Raw genomic sequence first — 18143 nt, 5'->3', positions numbered from 1 at the left:
GGTACAACGATGCTGGTCTACGGAGATATGGAGCGTGTCGAGGAGGCCGCATCAATATGCTGCCGGATCTCAGATGACATGGCAGCGTGCTTATGCATGAAGCCGGATCGCCATCGGCATGAACTCCTCGTGCAGACCTTCATTATGACCGGCGAGCTCGTCCAAGGGCTTGCCGATCGTGAATTTCAGCAAAGAGGCCGCGACGAAATTTCCGACACCCAGAATGCGGGTGCAGAGCTGCTGTTGCTGCAAGCCCGGATGCTTCTGCAGTCGTGGCAAGGAAATTTCGCAGGACCTCTGACGCGTTCGGCCGATTGGAAAGCTTTGCTGGAGTGCCTCAGGCTCAAAGAACCCATCCGAATAAGGCGGCCGGAAGGTTACGCTTATTATGCGCTCTATCCCGAGAGCTTTCTGAAGGCGGCGTTGCGTTCAGGCCTCGCCTCCGAGACCGTTGTGATCGGCGTGCGCAGTATCGGCGTGGGCCTCGGCGCGCTTGTCGCGGCTGCGCTCGGCTCCGGGCCTGCATATTCCTTGCGGCCGACGGGCGATCCTTTCCGTCGGCACGTGCTGCCAGGGGAAACGTTGCAAAATCGCATGCTGAGCCGACCTGATACGGACTTCGCCATTGTCGATGAAGGCCCCGGATTGTCGGGCAGTTCATTCGGCTGCATTGCGGATTGGCTCGAGGCCCACGGCGTCCCGGCCGAGCGCCTTCATTTTTTTCCAAGTCACAAGGGCGAGCCAGGTGGGCAGGTCAGCAAGGCGCATCTTCGCCGATGGAGGCAGCGCCGGCCGCATGTCGTCGATGTTCACGAGTTGATCCTGGATGGGCCGGAACAGAAACATAGTCTGAAATCGTGGGCTTGCGAGTTCTTGGGTGTGAACGGAGGTACCTGGCAGGACCTGTCGGGAGGTGAGTGGCGAAGGCTTCGCTATGAGGATCCGCAAAATTGGCCGCCGAGCTACCGGCAGCAGGAAAAGCTGAAATTTCTGCTGTCGGACGGCGAGGCGCGCTATCTGATGAAATTTGCCGGGCTTTGCGATGCGGCAACCAAGCAGGCAAGAGGCAAGCTGTTGAGCGAGGCCGGCTTCACGCCGCCAGTGCTTGGAACCTGCCACGGCTTCATTGTCGAACCGTGGGCAGAGGGCTACCCAATTGCGGCCGATCCGGTATCGACGGAGATGGTTGAGCAGATAGGTCAATATCTTGGCTTCCGGGCAGGTCACCTTCCTGCCGCACATGGAGGCGCATCGCTCTCCGATCTATGTCAAATGGCTGTCGTCAATATCGAGGAAGCCCTCGGAAGCGAGATTGCCGATCGCATCGCGCGGTTGATCGGCCGGCCGCATCGCCTGACGAAATATTTGCGGCGGACGGATACGGATAATCGGCTTCACCGATGGGAATGGGTAAGGCGACAAGACGGCCGCCTGATGAAGACCGATGCGCTGGATCACAATGCCTCTCATGATCTCATCGGATGCCAGGATGTCGCTTGGGATGTCGCAGGCGCCTGCGTGGAATTCGATCTATCGAAAGCGCAGCGGCCGCATTTGGCACAGATCGTTGCAACGCAAACCGGTCGCGATGTGCGCAAGGATGTGCTTGACGTATTCGAGGCATGCTATCTAGGTTTTCAGATCGGCCTTTGGTCTTTGGCGGCACAAGGCCCCGATCTCGCCGAACGAGACCGTCTGACGAATGCCGTGGCACGCTATGAAGAACGCGTCCGCGCCTTAGTGGCCAACCGTCCCGCCATCTTCGATCGTTGACGGTTCACCGGCGGATGCGGGTATATCGGAAGGCGAGAGAGGAATGTCAGTAGGATATCCCAACGCCGTTCTGATGAGTTTGACGGATTGAATGCCGACACCCCTCAACATCAGCAATGCGTCGTCCGTCATGCCGGCAGCCTCGCCGCAGCGGGTAATGCCGTTGTCGGCCAATGAACGAACCACCCAGCGCGGAAGTGTCGTTTCGGAAAGAACATCCGACCTTTGTGTCGGTGCTCCCGAACCGCGGCTTTCACCCGATTGCATCGTAGCGATCCATAAGTTGATGCATTGAGATCGCATCGAACTCACCTGAGGGTCGCTGGTTCCAGCTGTTTCACAAAATCAGTATTTGCCGATCCGGTCACTCCCGGCGGCATATATTGCGTCAATAACCGCGGCAGAATTGATCAGGCCCTCGCAGGCAGGGTCATAGCTATTGTCTTTGGCCAAACGCGTTGCCCAGGCTGCCGCTGCCCGGCCGCCCCATTCATCCGGCGGTTCGACAAGGAGATCGGTGCGGGTTCCCTTGTATCGTTCTGCGGCAAAATCATAGAAAGAACCGTTGAGGTTCCGCATGGCGGCCCCTCCCTCCGTTCCGTGGAAGTTTGCGCCGATGACAGCATCGCGGCCGGCGTTGAGGCCCCAGGAGCAGGCCAACCGGAGAGTGGCGCCATTGGATAAGGTCACGGTCGCAAAGGCGAAATCTTCTACATCGTTGCTGCCAGGAGGGATTGGCGCTCCCTTTCGAAGAAGGCAGCTTTGGACTCCGGAGATGGCCGGGAAGTCGAGTGTCCATAATGCCAGGTCGGCCAGATGGATTCCGAGATCCATGACGCAGCCACCGCCCGAGCGTTGCCTGTTGTAAAACCAAGGTTTGTCAGGTCCATAGGCGTTATGAAAGACCATATCGACGGCGAAGATCCGGCCGAGCTCTCCTTTGCGGACAAGGTCACGGATGAGGCTCATGGCTTTCGTATGCCTGTAGGAAAGATCCACCTGCATCAAGCGGTTTGCCTTCCGGGCTGCCGCAATCGCTTGTTCGACTTCGGTTCGGGTGCGCCCCAGCGGCTTCTGGCAAAAGACGGCAATGCCCTGCTCCAGGGCAGCAACGGTCTGTTCTGCGTGCAAGGCGCTTGGCGTCGCGATGACGATTCCATCGAGCGGTTCGGCCAGCAAATCATCGAAGCGAGGTACGATCTTGGCCTGCCCGGCAAGCTCCGCGGCTGTTTGCGCCATCTCCGCCGACGGATCGCAAATGAATGTCTTTCCGACCAATCCCGTGTCCAGAATAGCCTTCATGCGGTGCCTGCCAATCCAGCCGACACCCAGAAAACCAAGCCGGAGGCCGTTGTCCCGGCTCCGCCCAGCGTATTCGTCGCGAACGCTCATTGATATAACACCAGGGCTTTGAGGAAGCCGTCAGGGCGGTCCCGCGTCATGTTCAAGGCATCATCAAGCCGCTCAAGCGGAAAGCGATGTGTCAGGAAGGACCATGGATCGAGCTGACCGGCCTCGATTGCCGCGATCGCGTCGCGAATGCCTTGAAGATAAACGGCAGGATCCCGTTCGTGAGCATTGACGACATCGAGCCCTCGCCAATTCCACAACTGCATGTTGATCTGTCTTGGGCCATCCTGATGATAACCCGCAATGATGAGGCGTCCGCGCTCGCGCGTCAGTTCGGCTGCGAGATCAAGCGGCCATTGCTTGCCAACGGCTTCGATCATTCGATCGCAGAATTGCCCCTGCGTTACTTGCTTCACTTTCTCGATAATCTGCCAATGGTCCGTCATCTCTATAGTTTCGAACGCTCCCGCGCGTCTGGCGATTTCCAGAGAAAATGGCCTTCGGGAAATCGCAATGACACGCGCGCCGGTAGCCACGCACAGCTGCGTCAGCAAAGCACCGAGGAAGCCAATTCCGACAATGGCGATGAGCTGCCCCGGCTGAACGTCGCATCGCTTGAAAATATTCATAGCGCAACCCAACGGCTCTCCCGGAAACGGGCGATTATCGAGCCAGACGGGTAGCCGGACAAGGTCACCCTGATCGGCGAGGTCGTAGGTGGCATAGGCATGCTGACTTAAAGTCGCAACGCGATCACCAACAGCAAAGCCGGTGACATCATCTCCGATTTTATCGATAGTCCCCCAACCTTCGTGTCCCAGTCCGCCGGGCTCTGTCGGAAACCGCATCCATTCGGGGCCTGACCATGGCACCAGGTTCGAGGCGCATACACCACATCCTTCCAATTTCACGCGCAGTTGGCCGGCGGCCGGTTCGGGCATAGCCATGCGTTGTACGTGCAGCTGCCCGGGGCTCGTCACGACGGCGGCTTTCATATTGTCTGCCTGCACTGATGTGATCGCGTTCATTCATACTCTCCTGGGAGTTCTAGCCATCCGATCGTCGAATTGGATCGAAGACGCGTGCCTAACTGGCATGCGCATGGCTTGTTCCAGAAGATGATGAAGATGCTTCGCGGCAGGTACAAGGATCTCACCTGGCGAGCGAAACGAAGCGCATCATGGAAGAAGTCTACAAAGATAATGATGTCATAGCGTCAGGAACATTCCTTAGGGATCACTGTTAGGGGCGATCAAAAACCTCTCAACTCAACAGCCCAGGATGTTCAATGTCACATATTCTCGTCACCGGTGGATGCGGTTTTATTGGTCGGCATGTCACTGAGGAACTGCTTGAAAACGGATATCAGGTACGCATTCTTGATGCGCTGATCGATCAGGTTCACGGTCCTTCTGGCTTCCAGAACGTGATGGATACAACGGATGTTGTTCGTGCTGATGTGCGCGATAAAGGGGCGGTCCGCGAGGCTTTGCAAGGCATTGATGCCGTCATCCACCTGGCGGCGGAGGTCGGTGTCGGCCAGTCCATGTACGAGATTGCCCGTTATGTAGGTACCAACGATCTCGGTACCGCCGTTCTTCTGGAAGCCATGATCGGCCTTCCGATCAAGCGAATAGTCGTTGCATCCTCAATGAGCGTTTATGGCGAGGGCATGTATGCTTCGCCGGTGGGGCATCGCCTCGGCTATATCCGGCGCGATGTCAGCCGTCTCGCCGAGGGTCTGTGGGATCCACTGAGCCCCAACGGAGAGCCGCTCCTGCCTGCGCCGACGGATGAGGAAAAGCCCGTCGATCTGGTCTCGATCTACGCGCTGACCAAATATGCGCAGGAGCGCCAGACGCTCATCTTCGGCCGCGCCTATAGCATCGAGGCAGTAGCACTACGTCTGTTCAACGTCTTTGGTGCCGGTCAGGCGCTTTCCAATCCCTATACGGGCGTGCTCGCTAATTTCGCTTCGCGTCTTTCCAATGGCCAGCCGCCCATGATTTTCGAAGATGGCAATCAGCGCCGTGACTTTGTTCATGTGCGCGATGTCGCCCGTGCCTTTCGTCTGGCTCTGGAGCGCAAGCCGGCGGCAGGTCACGTCATCAATATAGGCAGCGGCCAAGCCTATACCATAGCGCAGGTCGCAATGCTGCTTGCCGCTGCCATGGGAGCCCCGGAGTTGGCGCCCGATATTACCGGCAAATCCCGCAGCGGCGATATCCGTCATTGCTTCGCCGATATTTCAAAAGCGAGAGAATTGCTCGGCTTCGAGCCGCGTTACCATCTCGATGGGTCGCTCGAGTCCTTTGCGGATTGGGTTCTGGCGACCGAGGCTATCGACAGGAATGCGGAGATGACCAAGCATCTCAAGGAACGAGGGCTCATGTCATGAGATTCTCCGAAGGCCCCATCATCATCGTTGGCGGCAGCGGCTTCATAGGAAGCAATCTCGCCGACAGCTATCTTAGAGACGGTGAGGACGTGATCGTCCTCGACAATCTTAGCCGGCCCGGCGTCGAGCAGAATCTTCGCTGGCTGAAAAGCAATCACGGTGATCGCGTTCAATCGGCAATCGCGGATATCCGCGACTTCGATGCCATCGCCCCATATTTCATAGGGGCGCGGGCAGTCTTTCACCTTGCGGCTCAAACGGCGGTGACGACCAGCCTCGACCATCCCTTCCATGATTTTGAGACGAATGCCCGCGGAACGCTCAACGTGCTGGAAGCGGTCCGCAAGGCGGGCAACAGGGCGCCGGTCATCTTTTCGAGTACGAACAAGGTTTATGGCGACATCCACGACATCGCGATGGCCGGATTGGAAGACCGCTATATACCCGCTGACGAATTGCTGCGCGAGCACGGCTTCGACGAGGATCGCGGACTGAATTTCTGCACGCCATATGGCTGCTCCAAGGGTGTCGCCGATCAATATGTTCTCGACTATGCCAAGTCCTTCGGATCGCTCACCGCTGTTTTGCGTATGAGCTGCATTTACGGCCCACGGCAGTTTGGCACCGAAGATCAAGGCTGGGTCGCTCATTTCCTGATCCGCGCACTGAACGATGAAGCGATTTCGATTTATGGCGACGGCCGGCAAGTGCGAGACATTTTACATGTCGATGATGCCGTCCGTGCCTATCGGAGCCTGCTGAGCTCGATCGATGAAGCGAAAGGCAAGGCCTTCAACCTCGGAGGAGGACCTGATAATGCCGTGAGTATTCGCATCGTGCTCAGGGAAATCGAAAGGATCATCGGCAGGCCGATTGCGACCATGCATTCCGACTGGCGCGTTGGGGATCAGCTTTACTTCGTCACGAACACCAGCGCATTGCGCAAAGTCATCGGCTGGGAACCTGAAATATCATGGCGCAACGGTGTGCGTGACCTTTGCGATTGGCTCGTGAGCAATCGTCTAGGCGATTCTTATCGCGAGCGGAGGGCCTCAGCATGAATGGAGAGGTCGATGTCTGCCAATCCAATTTAATGCCTTCGCCCGGTTATAAGCTTAACGCTCCCAAGCCACGGACGGTTCTCATGACGGTGGATGCCGTCGGCGGCGTATGGCGATACGCGATGGATCTCGCCAAGGGATTACAGCGGTTTGGGGTCAACACAGTGTTCGCCGGGCTTGGGCCGTCGCCTTCCTCCGAACAGGAGCAGGAAGCAATTGCAATGGGGCCATTGGTTTGGCTGGATGCGCCCTTGGATTGGACGGCGGGAAATGAAGATGAGCTCGACACCATTTCCCATCTTCTCGGGGAGCTTATCGATCGGTATTCGATAGACTTGCTTCATCTCAATCTCCCCTCACAGGCTGCTGGTCTCGATATCGATCTGCCTGTCGTCGTTGTTTCGCATTCATGCGTGGTGACATGGTTTCAATCCGTGCGCGGTGTGGGTGTCCCCGATCCATGGAGATGGCAATTCTCGCGCAACCGGCGCGGTTTCGACCGCGCCGATATCGTCGTTGCGCCGAGTCATAGTCACGCGCATGCGCTCCAAACGTGTTACGGGCCGATCTCCCCTTTGAAGGTCGTCCATAACTCAAGCGAACTCCATGCGCAGCCGGCTCCAAAGGAGAATTTTGCCCTGGCGGTTGGCCGATGGTGGGACGATGGTAAGAATGGTGCGGTATTGGATGCAGCCGCACGCCTCTCTCGCTCAAAGATATTTATGGCGGGGGCTGTGGATGGGCCGTCCGGCCAGCATTTTTCCATCAGGCATGCCGTTCAGCTGGGAGAATTGCATCATCACCAGGTTGCCGCCGTTATGGCCCAGGCCGGTATCGTCGTGTCGCCTTCACTCTACGAACCCTTCGGGCTCGCTGCGCTTGAGGGAGCCCGTGCCGGAGCCGCGCTCGTATTAGCGGATATTCCGACCTATCGCGAGCTTTGGGACGGAGCCGCACTCTTTGCAGATCCGCACGATGCCGTCGGGTTTGCCGATGCGATCGATTTGCTGTCAGAGGACGAGAGGCTGCGGAAAGAGAAAGGTTTATCGGCACAAAATCGATCGCAGGCCTATTCGCTCGATCATCAGTGCCGCTCGCTTCTGAACGTTTACGCAAGTGCCATGCAACATGCCGAAGAGAGGGAGGCGGTGCATCCATGAAATTCGTATTCTACACGCACTCTCTCGTTTCGGATTGGAACCATGGCAATGCGCATTTCCTGCGGGGGGTCATGCGTGAGCTCCTCAAGCGCGGACATAGTGCGATTGCCCTGGAGCCTTCCGATTCCTGGAGCCGCCGCAATCTCTTCATGGATCAGGGTCCGCAGGCGCTGGAAGCTTTCCGCCGTACATTCCCGCAGTTGACATCACTCTCCTACGACAGCGCCTTCGACCACGAGGAGGCGATTAGCGATGCTGATGTCGTCGTCGTCCACGAGTGGACGGATCCCGCACTCGTTAAGCGCCTTGGTAAAGCCAGACGCATCGGTGGGCGTTTCACACTCATCTTCCATGACACGCACCATCGCGCCGTCTCCGCACGGAGCGAAATCGCAGGCCTCGATCTTGAGAACTATGACCTTATTCTCGCTTTTGGCGAGACTTTGCGTCAGCGCTATCTCAAGGCAGGGTGGGGAAACAATGTCTTCACGTGGCACGAAGCCGCCGACGAGGCGTTGTTCAGGCCGATGCCCAAGGTGGAAAAGAAGGGCGATCTCATATGGATCGGCAATTGGGGCGACGATGAACGCAGTGCCGAGATCGGCCGTTTTCTCGTTGAGCCTGCGAGCCGTATCGGGAAATACGCACTTACGACCAGCGTGCGAGGTGTGCGCTATCCTCCGGCCGCGCTTGAGGCTCTGCGCAAAGCCGGCATCCATTACGGCGGCTGGATCGCCAATGCCGAGGTGCCGCGGGCATTTGCCGAAAACCGGGTGACCGTGCATATTCCCCGTCGCCCCTATGTTGAATCCCTGCCAGGCATTCCGACGATACGTGTCTTCGAGGCGCTCGCCTGCGGGATTCCGCTGATGTCCGCGCCATGGGACGATTGCGAGGAGCTTTTCCGGCCCGGCAAAGATTTTCTCATAGCCAGAACTGGTGACGAAATGACCCGCCTCATTCGCGATGTCCTTTCGGACCGGGCGCTCGCCGATGCGCTGATTGCATCCGGCCTGGAGCGCGTACGCACGCGGCACACCTGCGGCCATCGCGTGGACGAACTCCTGAAAATTCTGGATCGGCACAATGCAGTGGATAGACAGGAGGTTGCGGAATGAAGATCGCTTTCTACGGTTCGAGCCTTCTTTCGGCCTATTGGAACGGTGCGGCCACCTATTATCGCGGCCTGCTGAAAGCATTGGCGGCCAGGGGTTATCGCATCACCTTCTATGAGCCGGACGTCTATCAGCGCCAGGAACATCGCGATATCGATCCGCCCGATTGGTGTGAGGTCGTCGTCTATAATGGGACAATTGCCGCCTTGAAGAAGGTTGCAGTCGAGGCCGCCCTTGCCGATGTTGTCATCAAGACGAGCGGCGTCGGCTTCGAAGACGATCTGCTTTTGCAGGAGGTCATGACGGCCGCCCGGCCGGAGGCGCTCAAAATATTCTGGGATGTGGATGCGCCGGCGACGCTTGCCGAAATGCAGACATCCAGGGAACATCCGCTTCGCAAGGCGCTTGGTGGCATTGATCTGATTTTGACCTATGGCGGTGGGGAGCCTGTCGTAAAAAAATACCGGCAGCTTGGCGCGCCTGCATGTATTCCGATCTACAACGCGCTCGATCCGCAGACACATCATCCCGTCACCGCCGATCCTCGTTTCGAGGCGACCCTCGGCTTCCTTGGCAATCGCCTGCCCGATCGTGAGGCGCGGGTCGAAGCCTTTTTCCTCGAGCCGGCTGCAGCCATGCCTTCGCAGCGCTTTCTTCTGGGTGGCGCGGGCTGGGACGACAAGCCGATGTCGGGCAATGTCCGCTATGTCGGGCACGTGCCCACCCGCGATCACAATTCCTTCAACGTGACGCCGAGAGCAGTGCTCAACATCTCGCGCGAGAGCATGGCCGATAACGGCTTTTCACCCGCCACGCGCGTGTTCGAAGCGGCGGGTGCCGGCGCCTGCCTTATCACCGACTATTGGGAAGGAATTGACCATTTTCTGACGCCGAGCGAGGAGGTGTTCGTCGCGCGCGACGGCCGGGATGTGCGTGAAATCCTGTCTGCTCTGACACCCGAACGCGCGGCAGAAACCGGCAAAAGAGCGCTTGCGAGGGTGCTTGGCGAGCACACTTACCAGCATCGGGCCGTCGAAGTCGATCAACTCTTGCGGTCCCGCTTTGCGAGCAAGGAGGCTGCCGAATGAGCCGTGCACTCGACATCGTGATATTAGGCCTCTCCTTGTCTTCATCGTGGGGAAATGGTCATGCCACGACGTTCCGCTCCCTGATCAGAGGTCTCCATGCCGAGGGGCATCATGTGCTTTTCCTAGAGCGGGATGTCGCCTGGTATGCGGCGCAGAGAGATCTTCGCGATCCGGATTTCTGTGAGCTTTCTTATTACGGCAATATCGATGAACTCAGGAGCCGCTTTAGGCAGCGATTGATCGCCGCCGATGCCGTCATCATCGGTTCCTATGTGCCGGATGGCATAACGGTGATCGATACGATTGCCGCGCTAAAGCCCCGGCTCTTATGCTTCTATGATATCGACACGCCGGTCACCCTTGCGAAACTCGGACAGGATAATCAGGAATATATCGCCAGGCGTCAAATGCCGCTGTTCGATGTCTATCTGTCTTTTTCGGGGGGAGGCGTCCTCGACCGGTTGATGACCGAATTTGGCGTCTCACGCGCGGAAGCTCTCTATTGCTCGGTCGATGAGCGGCGTTACAGGAATACGGGCGAGGAGACCTTTTGGGATCTCGGCTATCTTGGCACCTACAGCCGCGACCGCCAGGAGAAATTGCAGAAGCTTCTGATAGAGCCGGCGCGGCAGCTGCCGCATATGCGCTTTATCGTTGCCGGGCCGCAATTTCCCGCTGATATCGACTGGCCCGAGAATGTAACTCGCATCGAACATCTCACGCCCGCCGATCATCCATCCTTTTACAGCCGGCAAAGATTTACCCTTAATATTACCCGATCCGACATGATCGAGGCGGGCTGGTCGCCAAGTGTGCGTCTGTTTGAGGCCGCCGCTTGCGGCACGCCGATCATCAGCGATTTCTGGCGGGGCCTCGATGAGCTTTTCCCACGAGATCGCTCGATCTTGATCGCGCATGATGCCGCAGGCGTGGTCAGCGCGCTGACCGGCCTTTCGGAGGAAACGAGGCGCGGAATGGCCGATCTCGCGCAACGCATCGTTCACGGTGATCACACCGGCCGTGCTCGCGCCAGGCAATTGGCGAACCTTCTATCGGAAAGTCTGCCGGAAAATCGAGCAGGCCGACGTGCGTTAGCGTAGCAATCAAAGGAGAAATTGCATGCGGCAGGTAGTCAAAAAGAACATCCTCGTTGCCGGAGGCGCAGGCTTTGTCGGATCTCATCTTTGCGACGCACTCATGGGCGGCGGCCATCGGGTCATTTGTGTCGATAGCTTTTTGACAAGCTCGCCCGATAATATCGAGTCATTGCAAAATCACCCTAATTTCACTCTTATCGAGCATGACATATGCGAGGAGCTCGAGATCGTCGAGCCGCTTCATCAGATCTACAACCTGGCATGCCCGGCCTCTCCGCCATTCTACCAGGCCGACCCTATCCACACGATGATGACCAGCGTGGCCGGAACGGGGAATCTCCTCAAACTGGCAGAGCGTCACGGCGCCTCCTTCCTGCAGGCCTCCACGAGCGAGGTCTACGGCGATCCGGAGGAACATCCGCAGCAGGAAGACTATTGGGGTCACGTCAATTGCATCGGACCACGCGCATGCTACGACGAAGGAAAACGTGCGGCAGAGGCCCTTTGCTTCGATAGTTTGCGTGCGGGATCTGTCGACGCGCGCGTCGTGCGCATCTTCAATACATATGGCCCTCGCATGCAGCCGAATGACGGGCGTATCGTCTCGAATTTCATCGTCCAGGCGCTGCAGCATGAGCCATTGACGATTTACGGGGATGGCAACCAGACGAGATCCTTCTGTTACGTGTCCGATCTCGTCGAGGGGCTGATCCGCTCAATGAATGTGCAGCCAAACGCCGGCTTGCCCATCAATCTCGGCAATCCCGGGGAGTTTACCGTCAAAGCACTTGCGCAAGTGATCCTGGAGATGGTGCCAACAAACTCAGGCATTGCTTATCGGCCGCTGCCTACCGACGATCCGCAGCGTCGGCGGCCGGACATCGCTCGGGCAAAGCAGCTCTTGTCCTGGGAGCCAAAAGTTCATCTCACCGAAGGCCTGGAATATACCGTTGCCTGGTTTCGCCAGGCGCTTCACGAACCGCAATTTATCCAACGGGCACGTCATAAGACCATGCCAATCCGGCGCCCGACGGGTCTTTCAATCGGAGCGTGATCATGCAGAGCGAAGAGGAGTTGCGGCGCCAGATCGCCGAACTGGCGCCATGGTTTCACAACCTGCGCATAAAGGGCATCGAAACAGCGCCCGATCATTTTCTCGGGGACTATCCAAGCTTTAAATGGCGGCGCTTCAAGGAAGTCGTTCCCACGGATTTGACGGGCAAGACCGTTCTCGATATCGGCTGCAACGCGGGATTTTATTCGCTTGAGATGAAACGGCGCAATGCAGATCGCGTCGTGGCGATCGATACCGATCCGCATTATCTGCGGCAAGCCGCATTCGTGGCAAAGCAGGCCGAGGTTGACATCGACTTCCGGCAAATGTCGGTCTACGAGGTCGCGGAACTGCGCGAAAAGTTTGATCTCGTCCTTTTCATGGGTGTCCTCTATCATCTGCGTCATCCGCTATTGGCGCTTGACCTGCTTCGCGAGCACGTCGTCAAGGATCTGATGCTGTTTCAATGTATGCAGCGCGGAGTGGACGATACGCCGGAACTGAAGGATGATTACGACTTCGAGGACAAGGAGATTTTCAATCGTCCTGATTATCCGAAGCTGTTCTTCGTCGAAAATCGCTATGCTGGGGACCCGACAAACTGGTTCATACCGAACAAGGCGGCAATGGAGGCGATGCTGCGCAGCGCAGGTTTTACAATGCTGCAGAATCCGGAACCGGAAGTATATCTTCTGCGGTGCAGCGCCCATAGTTTTATGGTCGAAAGACCACCTCGCATTCGCCTGCAGGACGAGAGGCAAGGGTGACGCGTCTCAGTGGCGTGAATGTTCTGCGTTTACTTTCGCCGCGCGGATTCTGATAGAGTTTGGATATCGAACATCGCCGAGACAAAGTCTTATGTGCCGGCTTTAAATGAGCCGCAAAGGATGAAGAGCCATCCGAAAGATTCTCCTTATCTCATGGAACATGCTGGGCACGGAGCCGTTCCTTCGAAGTGTGAAAGCGTTTGAGTGGACCTCAGAATGGTCTTGGGTCATTTCCCTAATGCGGCGAATGTCACAACGCGAAGTAGCTTCATTTGAAATCAACGATAGCATGCATCTGGCGCTGCCAAAGATGTCAGGTCCGCATCCGGATCAGAGCTGTTGAATGAGCGATACGGCAAAGGAGAATACCGTGATCCACCTGTCCCGTTCCAATCGTTTGCAGGCTGAAATCGTGGAGCTCATTCCGGCCCTGCGCGCCTTCGCCAGAACATTCCACCGAAATTCGACGGATGCCGATGATTTGGTTCAAGAGACGCTGACAAAAGCTCTGGCCAATATCGACCAGTTCGATCCTGGCACTCGGTTGAAATCGTGGCTGTTCACCATCATGCGCAATACATTTTGCACAAAGTTCCGCATCGCCAAACGCGAGGCTCCGGGTAACAAGAAATGCATATCCGACGTCGGCATCGCCCCAGCGTCGCAGGAATGGACGATCCGGGCAAAGGAGTTGCAGCGGGCCTGCAACCGTCTGCCGGAACACTATCGGATAGTGCTGGAGTATGTGGTGATCGAAGGCCGCTCCTACGAAGATGCTGCCACGAAGTTCGGTTGTGCGATTGGCACCGTAAAAAGTCGCATCAACCGGGCTCGCCAGCAGCTCGCGGCCCAGCTTGACGAAGACCTTTATTGATATTCCAGTTCTCAGATATCCAGCCGCCGCGTACCGAACAACGCCATGGCGATATGCTCGATATCATCAGCTTTTTCTCGCAGGACGAAGCCGGAAAATTGCGGTGGCGGGTTATCCGCGACGGCAAATACGTAAGGAAGTCCGAGTTTTTCAAGCGCTTCAGCCATCGCATACGCAAGATCTGGATCAAGCCGGATGTCGATAATCGCGGCATCCACCTGATTGCCTTCAATCAAATCGAGAGCGCGCGGGACGTTAGCCATCGGGCCGATCAGGATAGCTCCCAGTGAACGCAACTTCTGGCTTGTCCGTTCGGTAAGGAAATATTCGTCCTCGACGATCAAGAGCCGTTTGCCGGAAAACATTTTACTATGTGCAGTTGTCGAATCGTTCATTGGCCAGCCTAGCTCAGGTTATCCGATCATAATTCGCTCTGCGTGAATTCAAAGTGAATGCAAAGCCGATCCTCGCGCATCAATGCGGCTGAGCGAGCCGGGCGGTCAGAAGATCACCTCCAAACTGGCAAAGGTCTAAGTATCGAACGAAGCGGGGCGAAGTCTTCCGAAGTGTGCCCCCTGTTTTGAGGTAGAGACCAAGTTGCGTGCTGTGGCACGCCGTGGAGAACCATGAAGCCTCGATAGCGCGGGACACCATACTCGTCTGCATCGAGAAACAATGGCCTTGCAGAGGGATTCGCATCCATCCCTCCCAGCGCATGGGCGGCGGTCCTCATCGCCATCAATGGCGTGCAAAAATCAGATGCGTCGCTTTATTTTCACATGCCGACAGGACGCGGACCAAATAGCGCTTGTGCGATCTTCTCCAACTCGAATGGCTTTTCGTTCAATAAAAATCCCTTGAACGACGCAGGCACGATGGAAGGATCATATCCGGTAGCAAAGACGAAAGCGATATTGAGTTCCTGTAGTCGCTCCGCAACAGGGAACACCAGTTCTCCGTCGAGATATATATCGAGAATAGCGACATCTATCTCCTCGTCATCAATCAATTCCAGAGCAACATCAACACGCCCGGTCGGGCCAATAACGGTCGCTCCTAGCCTCTTGAGCTGGCGGCGCGTTTCGTCGGCCAGCAAATACTCATCTTCAACGATGAGAACCCGCTTGCCTGCAAACATCTTGCTGTAGCTGCCAACCATGATATCGTTTCCATGCCGGGACCAAAACGACCTACAAACTCCTTCCCTGACTGTACAGTGTTTTGAACCGCCTCGGTCTTCATTTCCTCCCAACTTGCAGCGATACGGAAGGTTGCCCCAAAACCTGCATTTTTCGGCGAAGGGTCGGCGATACCGCCTGCGCTGTTCAAATCAATGGTGGCGGTACCGGCGAAATTGGTCCAGAGCGTCGGCGAATGCTGGCCGAGGCGTCCTTGGTCTATAGCGCAGATTTCGGCTTCGAACCTCGCTCCGCTCCGAAAGTTCCTCATTTGAAAACCTGCTTGCCATACTCGGGGTCGAGTTGTTTTGAATATCCTCGGAGGTGTAACGCAAGCCAATTGCAATGGTGCGTGGCTGCCGATCCCAGCATGGTCATTCACCCGTCGAACGAGACTTTCGTTTCGAGACTGCCGGCAATTCAAGGAGCATCGCCTTTGTTCCAAGAACTGCGGCAGTGCTCTCTAGAAGATCGTGGACCGCTGGCGGACCAAAAGCCTTGGGTTTTCGCGCCGGAAGGTGAACGCAATCTGCGCCGAATGTGATCCACACGGTGCCGGTTCGATATTTATCTCCCCTCAGGAACAAATCCCACACATACGGGTTCGGCCGCCGGAGGGAAGTCAACGCCGGTCCCTCCTGGCTCGCAAATCCGCTGGCGAGCCGCCTCCTGAGGCGCGTCATGAATTCAAAGGCCGCTGGGCCGGATTGGATTCATGGCGCGTCTGGCGGGAGACGCCGCTTGCGATAGCGATTAAGTGGTGCCGGCCTTTTCTTCATACTATTGGGATTGATCCAGGGCATGGGGCGAGGGCTGACCGGGCCGTTGCGGCTCACGGTGATAAAAGAAAAGGGCTCCCGCAACCAATACACAGCCGATAAGCACCGCCAATAAGATATAGGCGATTAAAGCACCGTATTTTCCCTTTTCGAAGACGGGCATGGCTGTACTTTCCCTGCGCTAGAAACCAGCGTTTCACATCCAAACCTCCTTCCGACTCGAAAGTTCCTTTTTCAAATCGTCCTTTGCCGATGTCGGTTATTTGCAGCACTCGAACATCTCCAAGGTCTATGCCGGCGATGGTGCGCCGGCTTCCCATCGGTTGATCAGCTTTGAACCCTCGGCCGGCAAATTTCAGTCGCTTGGGAACATCGTTGCGGCTCGACTGTTTGGCGCAGGATCGAGATATTGGAGGAACCGATGAAAGCACTGACCTGGCATGGCAAGCATGACATACGGTGCGAGAGCGTTCCCGATCCGCGGTTAGAAGATGAACGCGATATCATCATAAAGGTAACCGCATGCGCGATCTGCGGTTCCGATCTCCATCTCTATGACGGCGTGATGCCGGCCATGGAAAGCGGCGATATCATGGGCCATGAAACCATGGGAGAAGTCGTCGAGGTGGGCAAAGGGATCTCGACGCTAGCCGTCGGAGACCGCGTGGTCGTTCCCTTCACGATCGCCTGCGGCGAATGCTTCTTTTGCAAGCGCGGTTTCTTCTCCGGTTGCGAGCGGACAAATCCCGATCGTTCGAAGGTAACGAAGCTGTGGGGCAATTCGCCGGCTGGCCTGTTCGGCTATTCTCACCTCCTTGGCGGATACAGTGGCGGTCAGGCCGAGTATCTACGCGTTCCCTATGGCAATGTCGGACCAGCCAAGGTTCCAAATGGGCTGGATGACGAACAAGTCCTTTTTCTCTCCGATATCTTCCCGACCGGTTATATGGCGGCAGAATTCTGCGACATCCAACCAGGCGATACGATCGCGATCTGGGGATGTGGCCCCGTGGGTCAAATGGCCATTCGGTCGGCTTTCCTGCTAGGCGCTGAACGCGTTATCGCCATCGATACCGTTCGAGCGCGTCTTTTGCTGGCGGAAGCCGGCGGTGCCGAGACGGTCAATTTCTTGGAAGAAGATGTCTATGACCGTATCATGGAAATGACCCGAGGACGTGGTGCCGACGCGTGTATCGACGCGGTGGGAACTGAGGCGGAGGCTTCCGCCAGTTGGGATTCGAGATGGGATCGCATCAAGGTCGCGACCTTCATGGGTACGGACCGGCCCCACGTCTTGCGCCAGGCCATCCATTGTTGCCGCAACTTCGGCACCGTATCGATCGTCGGCGTTTATGGCGGATATCTCGACAAGATTCCGATGGGGTCGGCGATCAATAGAGGACTGACTTTCAAGATGGCGCAGACGCCGGTGCAACATTACCTGCCCATGTTGATGGAACGTATCGAAAAGGGCGAAATCGATCCTTCCTTCGTCGTTACACATCGCGGTGCCCTTGAAGATGGGCCCGACCTTTACAAGCTTTTTCGCGACAAACAGGACGGTTGCGTGAAAGTCGTGCTCAAACCTTAGGAAGGAGCAGGCTTATGGCCAAACGGGCTTTGGAAAAAGGACTGGCTGTCGTCACGGGTGCCTCGAGCGGCATCGGTTATGAACTCGCGGTCTGCGCCGCCGAGGAAGGTTACAATCTGATCGTGGCGGCCGACGAGAGCGATATCGAAACCGCAGCAGCCCAACTCAGAAAATTTGGCGGCGAGGTGCTGGCGGTGCAGACGGATCTTTCGTCACCATCCGGAGTCGACACGCTTCTGGCAAGCATCGCCACGGCCGGCCGCCCGGTTGATTTGCTCATGGCAAATGCCGGTCAGGGATTGGGCCGGCAATTTCTCGATCAAGACTTTACCCGCGCCAGAAAGGTCATTGATACCAATATCGTCGGAACCGTGTATCTGATCCAGCACGTCGGAAATCAGATGAGAAGCCGCGGCCATGGTCGCATTCTGCTGACCGGCTCGATTGCCGGGTTCCTGCCGGGCGCTTACCAGGCGATCTACAATGGTACCAAAGCCTTTATCAATAGCTTCTCCTTCGCGCTGCGCGAAGAGTTGAAAGGTACCGGCGTGTCCGTCAGTTGCCTGATGCCTGGGGCAACGGACACGAATTTCTTCAAGCGGGCCGGCTTAATGGACACGGAAATTGGCCAAGCCAGCAAGGATAATCCTGCGGAAGTCGCCCGGATCGGCTTCGATGCGATGATGGACGGTGAAGCGGATGTCGTGAGCGGCTGGAAGAACAAGCTCCAAGCTGCGGTGGCGAACATAACACCGGCCAGCATCTTGGCGCACCAGCATGCAAGAACGGCCCGCCCGGGCTCGGCCGAACATTAGGAATTCAGCTTCCATGAGGTCCGACAAGCAAGCGAGGTATCAC

16 protein-coding genes and 1 pseudogene are annotated in these 18143 nt (G+C 56.9%); 12 read left to right on the top strand and 5 right to left on the bottom strand.

All coding sequences use genetic code 11. From position 1 onward, the window contains the following. Positions 1-129: 129 nt before the first annotated feature. The gene (locus PH562_RS08205) at positions 130-1773 is read left to right on the top strand and encodes a hypothetical protein (RefSeq protein WP_285172587.1); all 1644 of its coding nucleotides are present in this window, start codon (positions 130-132) and stop codon (positions 1771-1773) included. Between the two features lie 345 nt (positions 1774-2118). Here PH562_RS08205 and PH562_RS08200 read toward each other — a convergent pair whose 3' ends face one another. After that, complete coding sequence (locus tag PH562_RS08200; protein WP_285172586.1) at positions 2119-3165, bottom strand: Gfo/Idh/MocA family protein; 1047 nt, start codon at positions 3163-3165, stop codon at positions 2119-2121. Beyond that, complete coding sequence (locus PH562_RS08195; protein ID WP_285172585.1) at positions 3162-4151, bottom strand: MDR/zinc-dependent alcohol dehydrogenase-like family protein; 990 nt, start codon at positions 4149-4151, stop codon at positions 3162-3164. Before PH562_RS08195 ends, PH562_RS08200 begins: the two co-directional genes overlap by 4 nt. 260 nt (positions 4152-4411) lie before the next feature. On the opposite strand from PH562_RS08195, the gene PH562_RS08190 reads away from it, so the two are divergent. The 9 genes and pseudogenes from PH562_RS08190 to PH562_RS08150 all read left to right on the top strand — a co-directional run bounded on the left by PH562_RS08190 (position 4412) and on the right by PH562_RS08150 (position 13737). Next, positions 4412-5521 (top strand): NAD-dependent epimerase/dehydratase family protein, encoded by a 1110-nt coding sequence (locus tag PH562_RS08190; RefSeq protein WP_285172584.1) that lies wholly within the window; start codon positions 4412-4414, stop codon positions 5519-5521. Beyond that, positions 5473-6582: pseudogene (locus tag PH562_RS08185) on the top strand (NAD-dependent epimerase/dehydratase family protein); the annotation flags it as partial. The gene PH562_RS08190 and the pseudogene PH562_RS08185, both read left to right, overlap by 49 nt. Positions 6583-6665: 83 nt before the next feature. After that, entirely contained in the window at positions 6666-7742 is a 1077-nt protein-coding gene (locus PH562_RS08180; RefSeq protein ID WP_285172646.1) for a glycosyltransferase family 4 protein, read from the top strand. Beyond that, positions 7739-8860, top strand: a complete 1122-nt coding sequence (locus PH562_RS08175; protein WP_285172583.1) for a CgeB family protein — start codon at positions 7739-7741, stop codon at positions 8858-8860. The genes PH562_RS08180 and PH562_RS08175 overlap by 4 nt, the downstream gene beginning before the upstream one ends. Then, a complete protein-coding gene (locus tag PH562_RS08170) occupies positions 8857-9945 on the top strand; it encodes a CgeB family protein (protein WP_285172582.1) in 1089 nt (362 codons plus the stop codon). Before PH562_RS08175 ends, PH562_RS08170 begins: the two co-directional genes overlap by 4 nt. Further along, a complete protein-coding gene (locus tag PH562_RS08165) occupies positions 9942-11045 on the top strand; it encodes a CgeB family protein (RefSeq protein WP_285172581.1) in 1104 nt (367 codons plus the stop codon). Before PH562_RS08170 ends, PH562_RS08165 begins: the two co-directional genes overlap by 4 nt. Before the next feature lie 19 nt (positions 11046-11064). Then, complete coding sequence (locus PH562_RS08160) at positions 11065-12096, top strand: UDP-glucuronic acid decarboxylase family protein (RefSeq protein ID WP_285172580.1); 1032 nt, start codon at positions 11065-11067, stop codon at positions 12094-12096. Positions 12097-12098: 2 nt separating this feature from the next. After that, positions 12099-12863, top strand: coding sequence for a TIGR04290 family methyltransferase (locus PH562_RS08155; RefSeq protein ID WP_285172579.1), 765 nt, complete (start codon positions 12099-12101; stop codon positions 12861-12863). A gap of 343 nt (positions 12864-13206) precedes the next feature. Continuing rightward, positions 13207-13737: a sigma-70 family RNA polymerase sigma factor gene (locus PH562_RS08150; RefSeq protein WP_285172578.1), complete on the top strand. Its 531-nt coding sequence runs from the start codon at positions 13207-13209 to the stop codon at positions 13735-13737. An 11-nt stretch (positions 13738-13748) separates the two neighbouring features. Here PH562_RS08150 and PH562_RS08145 read toward each other — a convergent pair whose 3' ends face one another. The 3 genes from PH562_RS08145 to PH562_RS08135 form a co-directional block, all read right to left on the bottom strand. Further along, positions 13749-14132, bottom strand: a complete 384-nt coding sequence (locus PH562_RS08145) for a response regulator (protein WP_285172577.1) — start codon at positions 14130-14132, stop codon at positions 13749-13751. A 380-nt stretch (positions 14133-14512) separates the two neighbouring features. Next, on the bottom strand, positions 14513-14896 hold the full coding sequence (locus PH562_RS08140; protein WP_285172576.1) for a response regulator: 384 nt from the start codon (positions 14894-14896) through the stop codon (positions 14513-14515). 799 nt (positions 14897-15695) lie between these two features. Further along, positions 15696-15857 carry a hypothetical protein gene (locus PH562_RS08135; protein ID WP_285172575.1) on the bottom strand — a complete coding sequence of 54 codons (162 nt, stop codon included), beginning with the start codon at positions 15855-15857 and terminating at the stop codon, positions 15696-15698. Positions 15858-16115: 258 nt separating this feature from the next. Here PH562_RS08135 and PH562_RS08130 point away from each other — a divergent pair, with 258 nt between their 5' ends. Further along, complete coding sequence (locus PH562_RS08130) at positions 16116-17285, top strand: zinc-dependent alcohol dehydrogenase (protein WP_285172574.1); 1170 nt, start codon at positions 16116-16118, stop codon at positions 17283-17285. 14 nt (positions 17286-17299) lie between these two features. After that, positions 17300-18100 (top strand): SDR family NAD(P)-dependent oxidoreductase, encoded by an 801-nt coding sequence (locus PH562_RS08125; protein ID WP_285172573.1) that lies wholly within the window; start codon positions 17300-17302, stop codon positions 18098-18100. The last annotated feature ends 43 nt before the right edge of the window (positions 18101-18143 follow it).

The sequence above is a fragment of the Rhizobium centroccidentale genome (genome assembly GCF_030182565.1).
Lineage (GTDB): Bacteria > Pseudomonadota > Alphaproteobacteria > Rhizobiales > Rhizobiaceae > Rhizobium.
The sequence above is the reverse complement of the archived record's forward strand: the minus strand, read 5'-3'. Positions and strand labels throughout refer to the sequence as shown.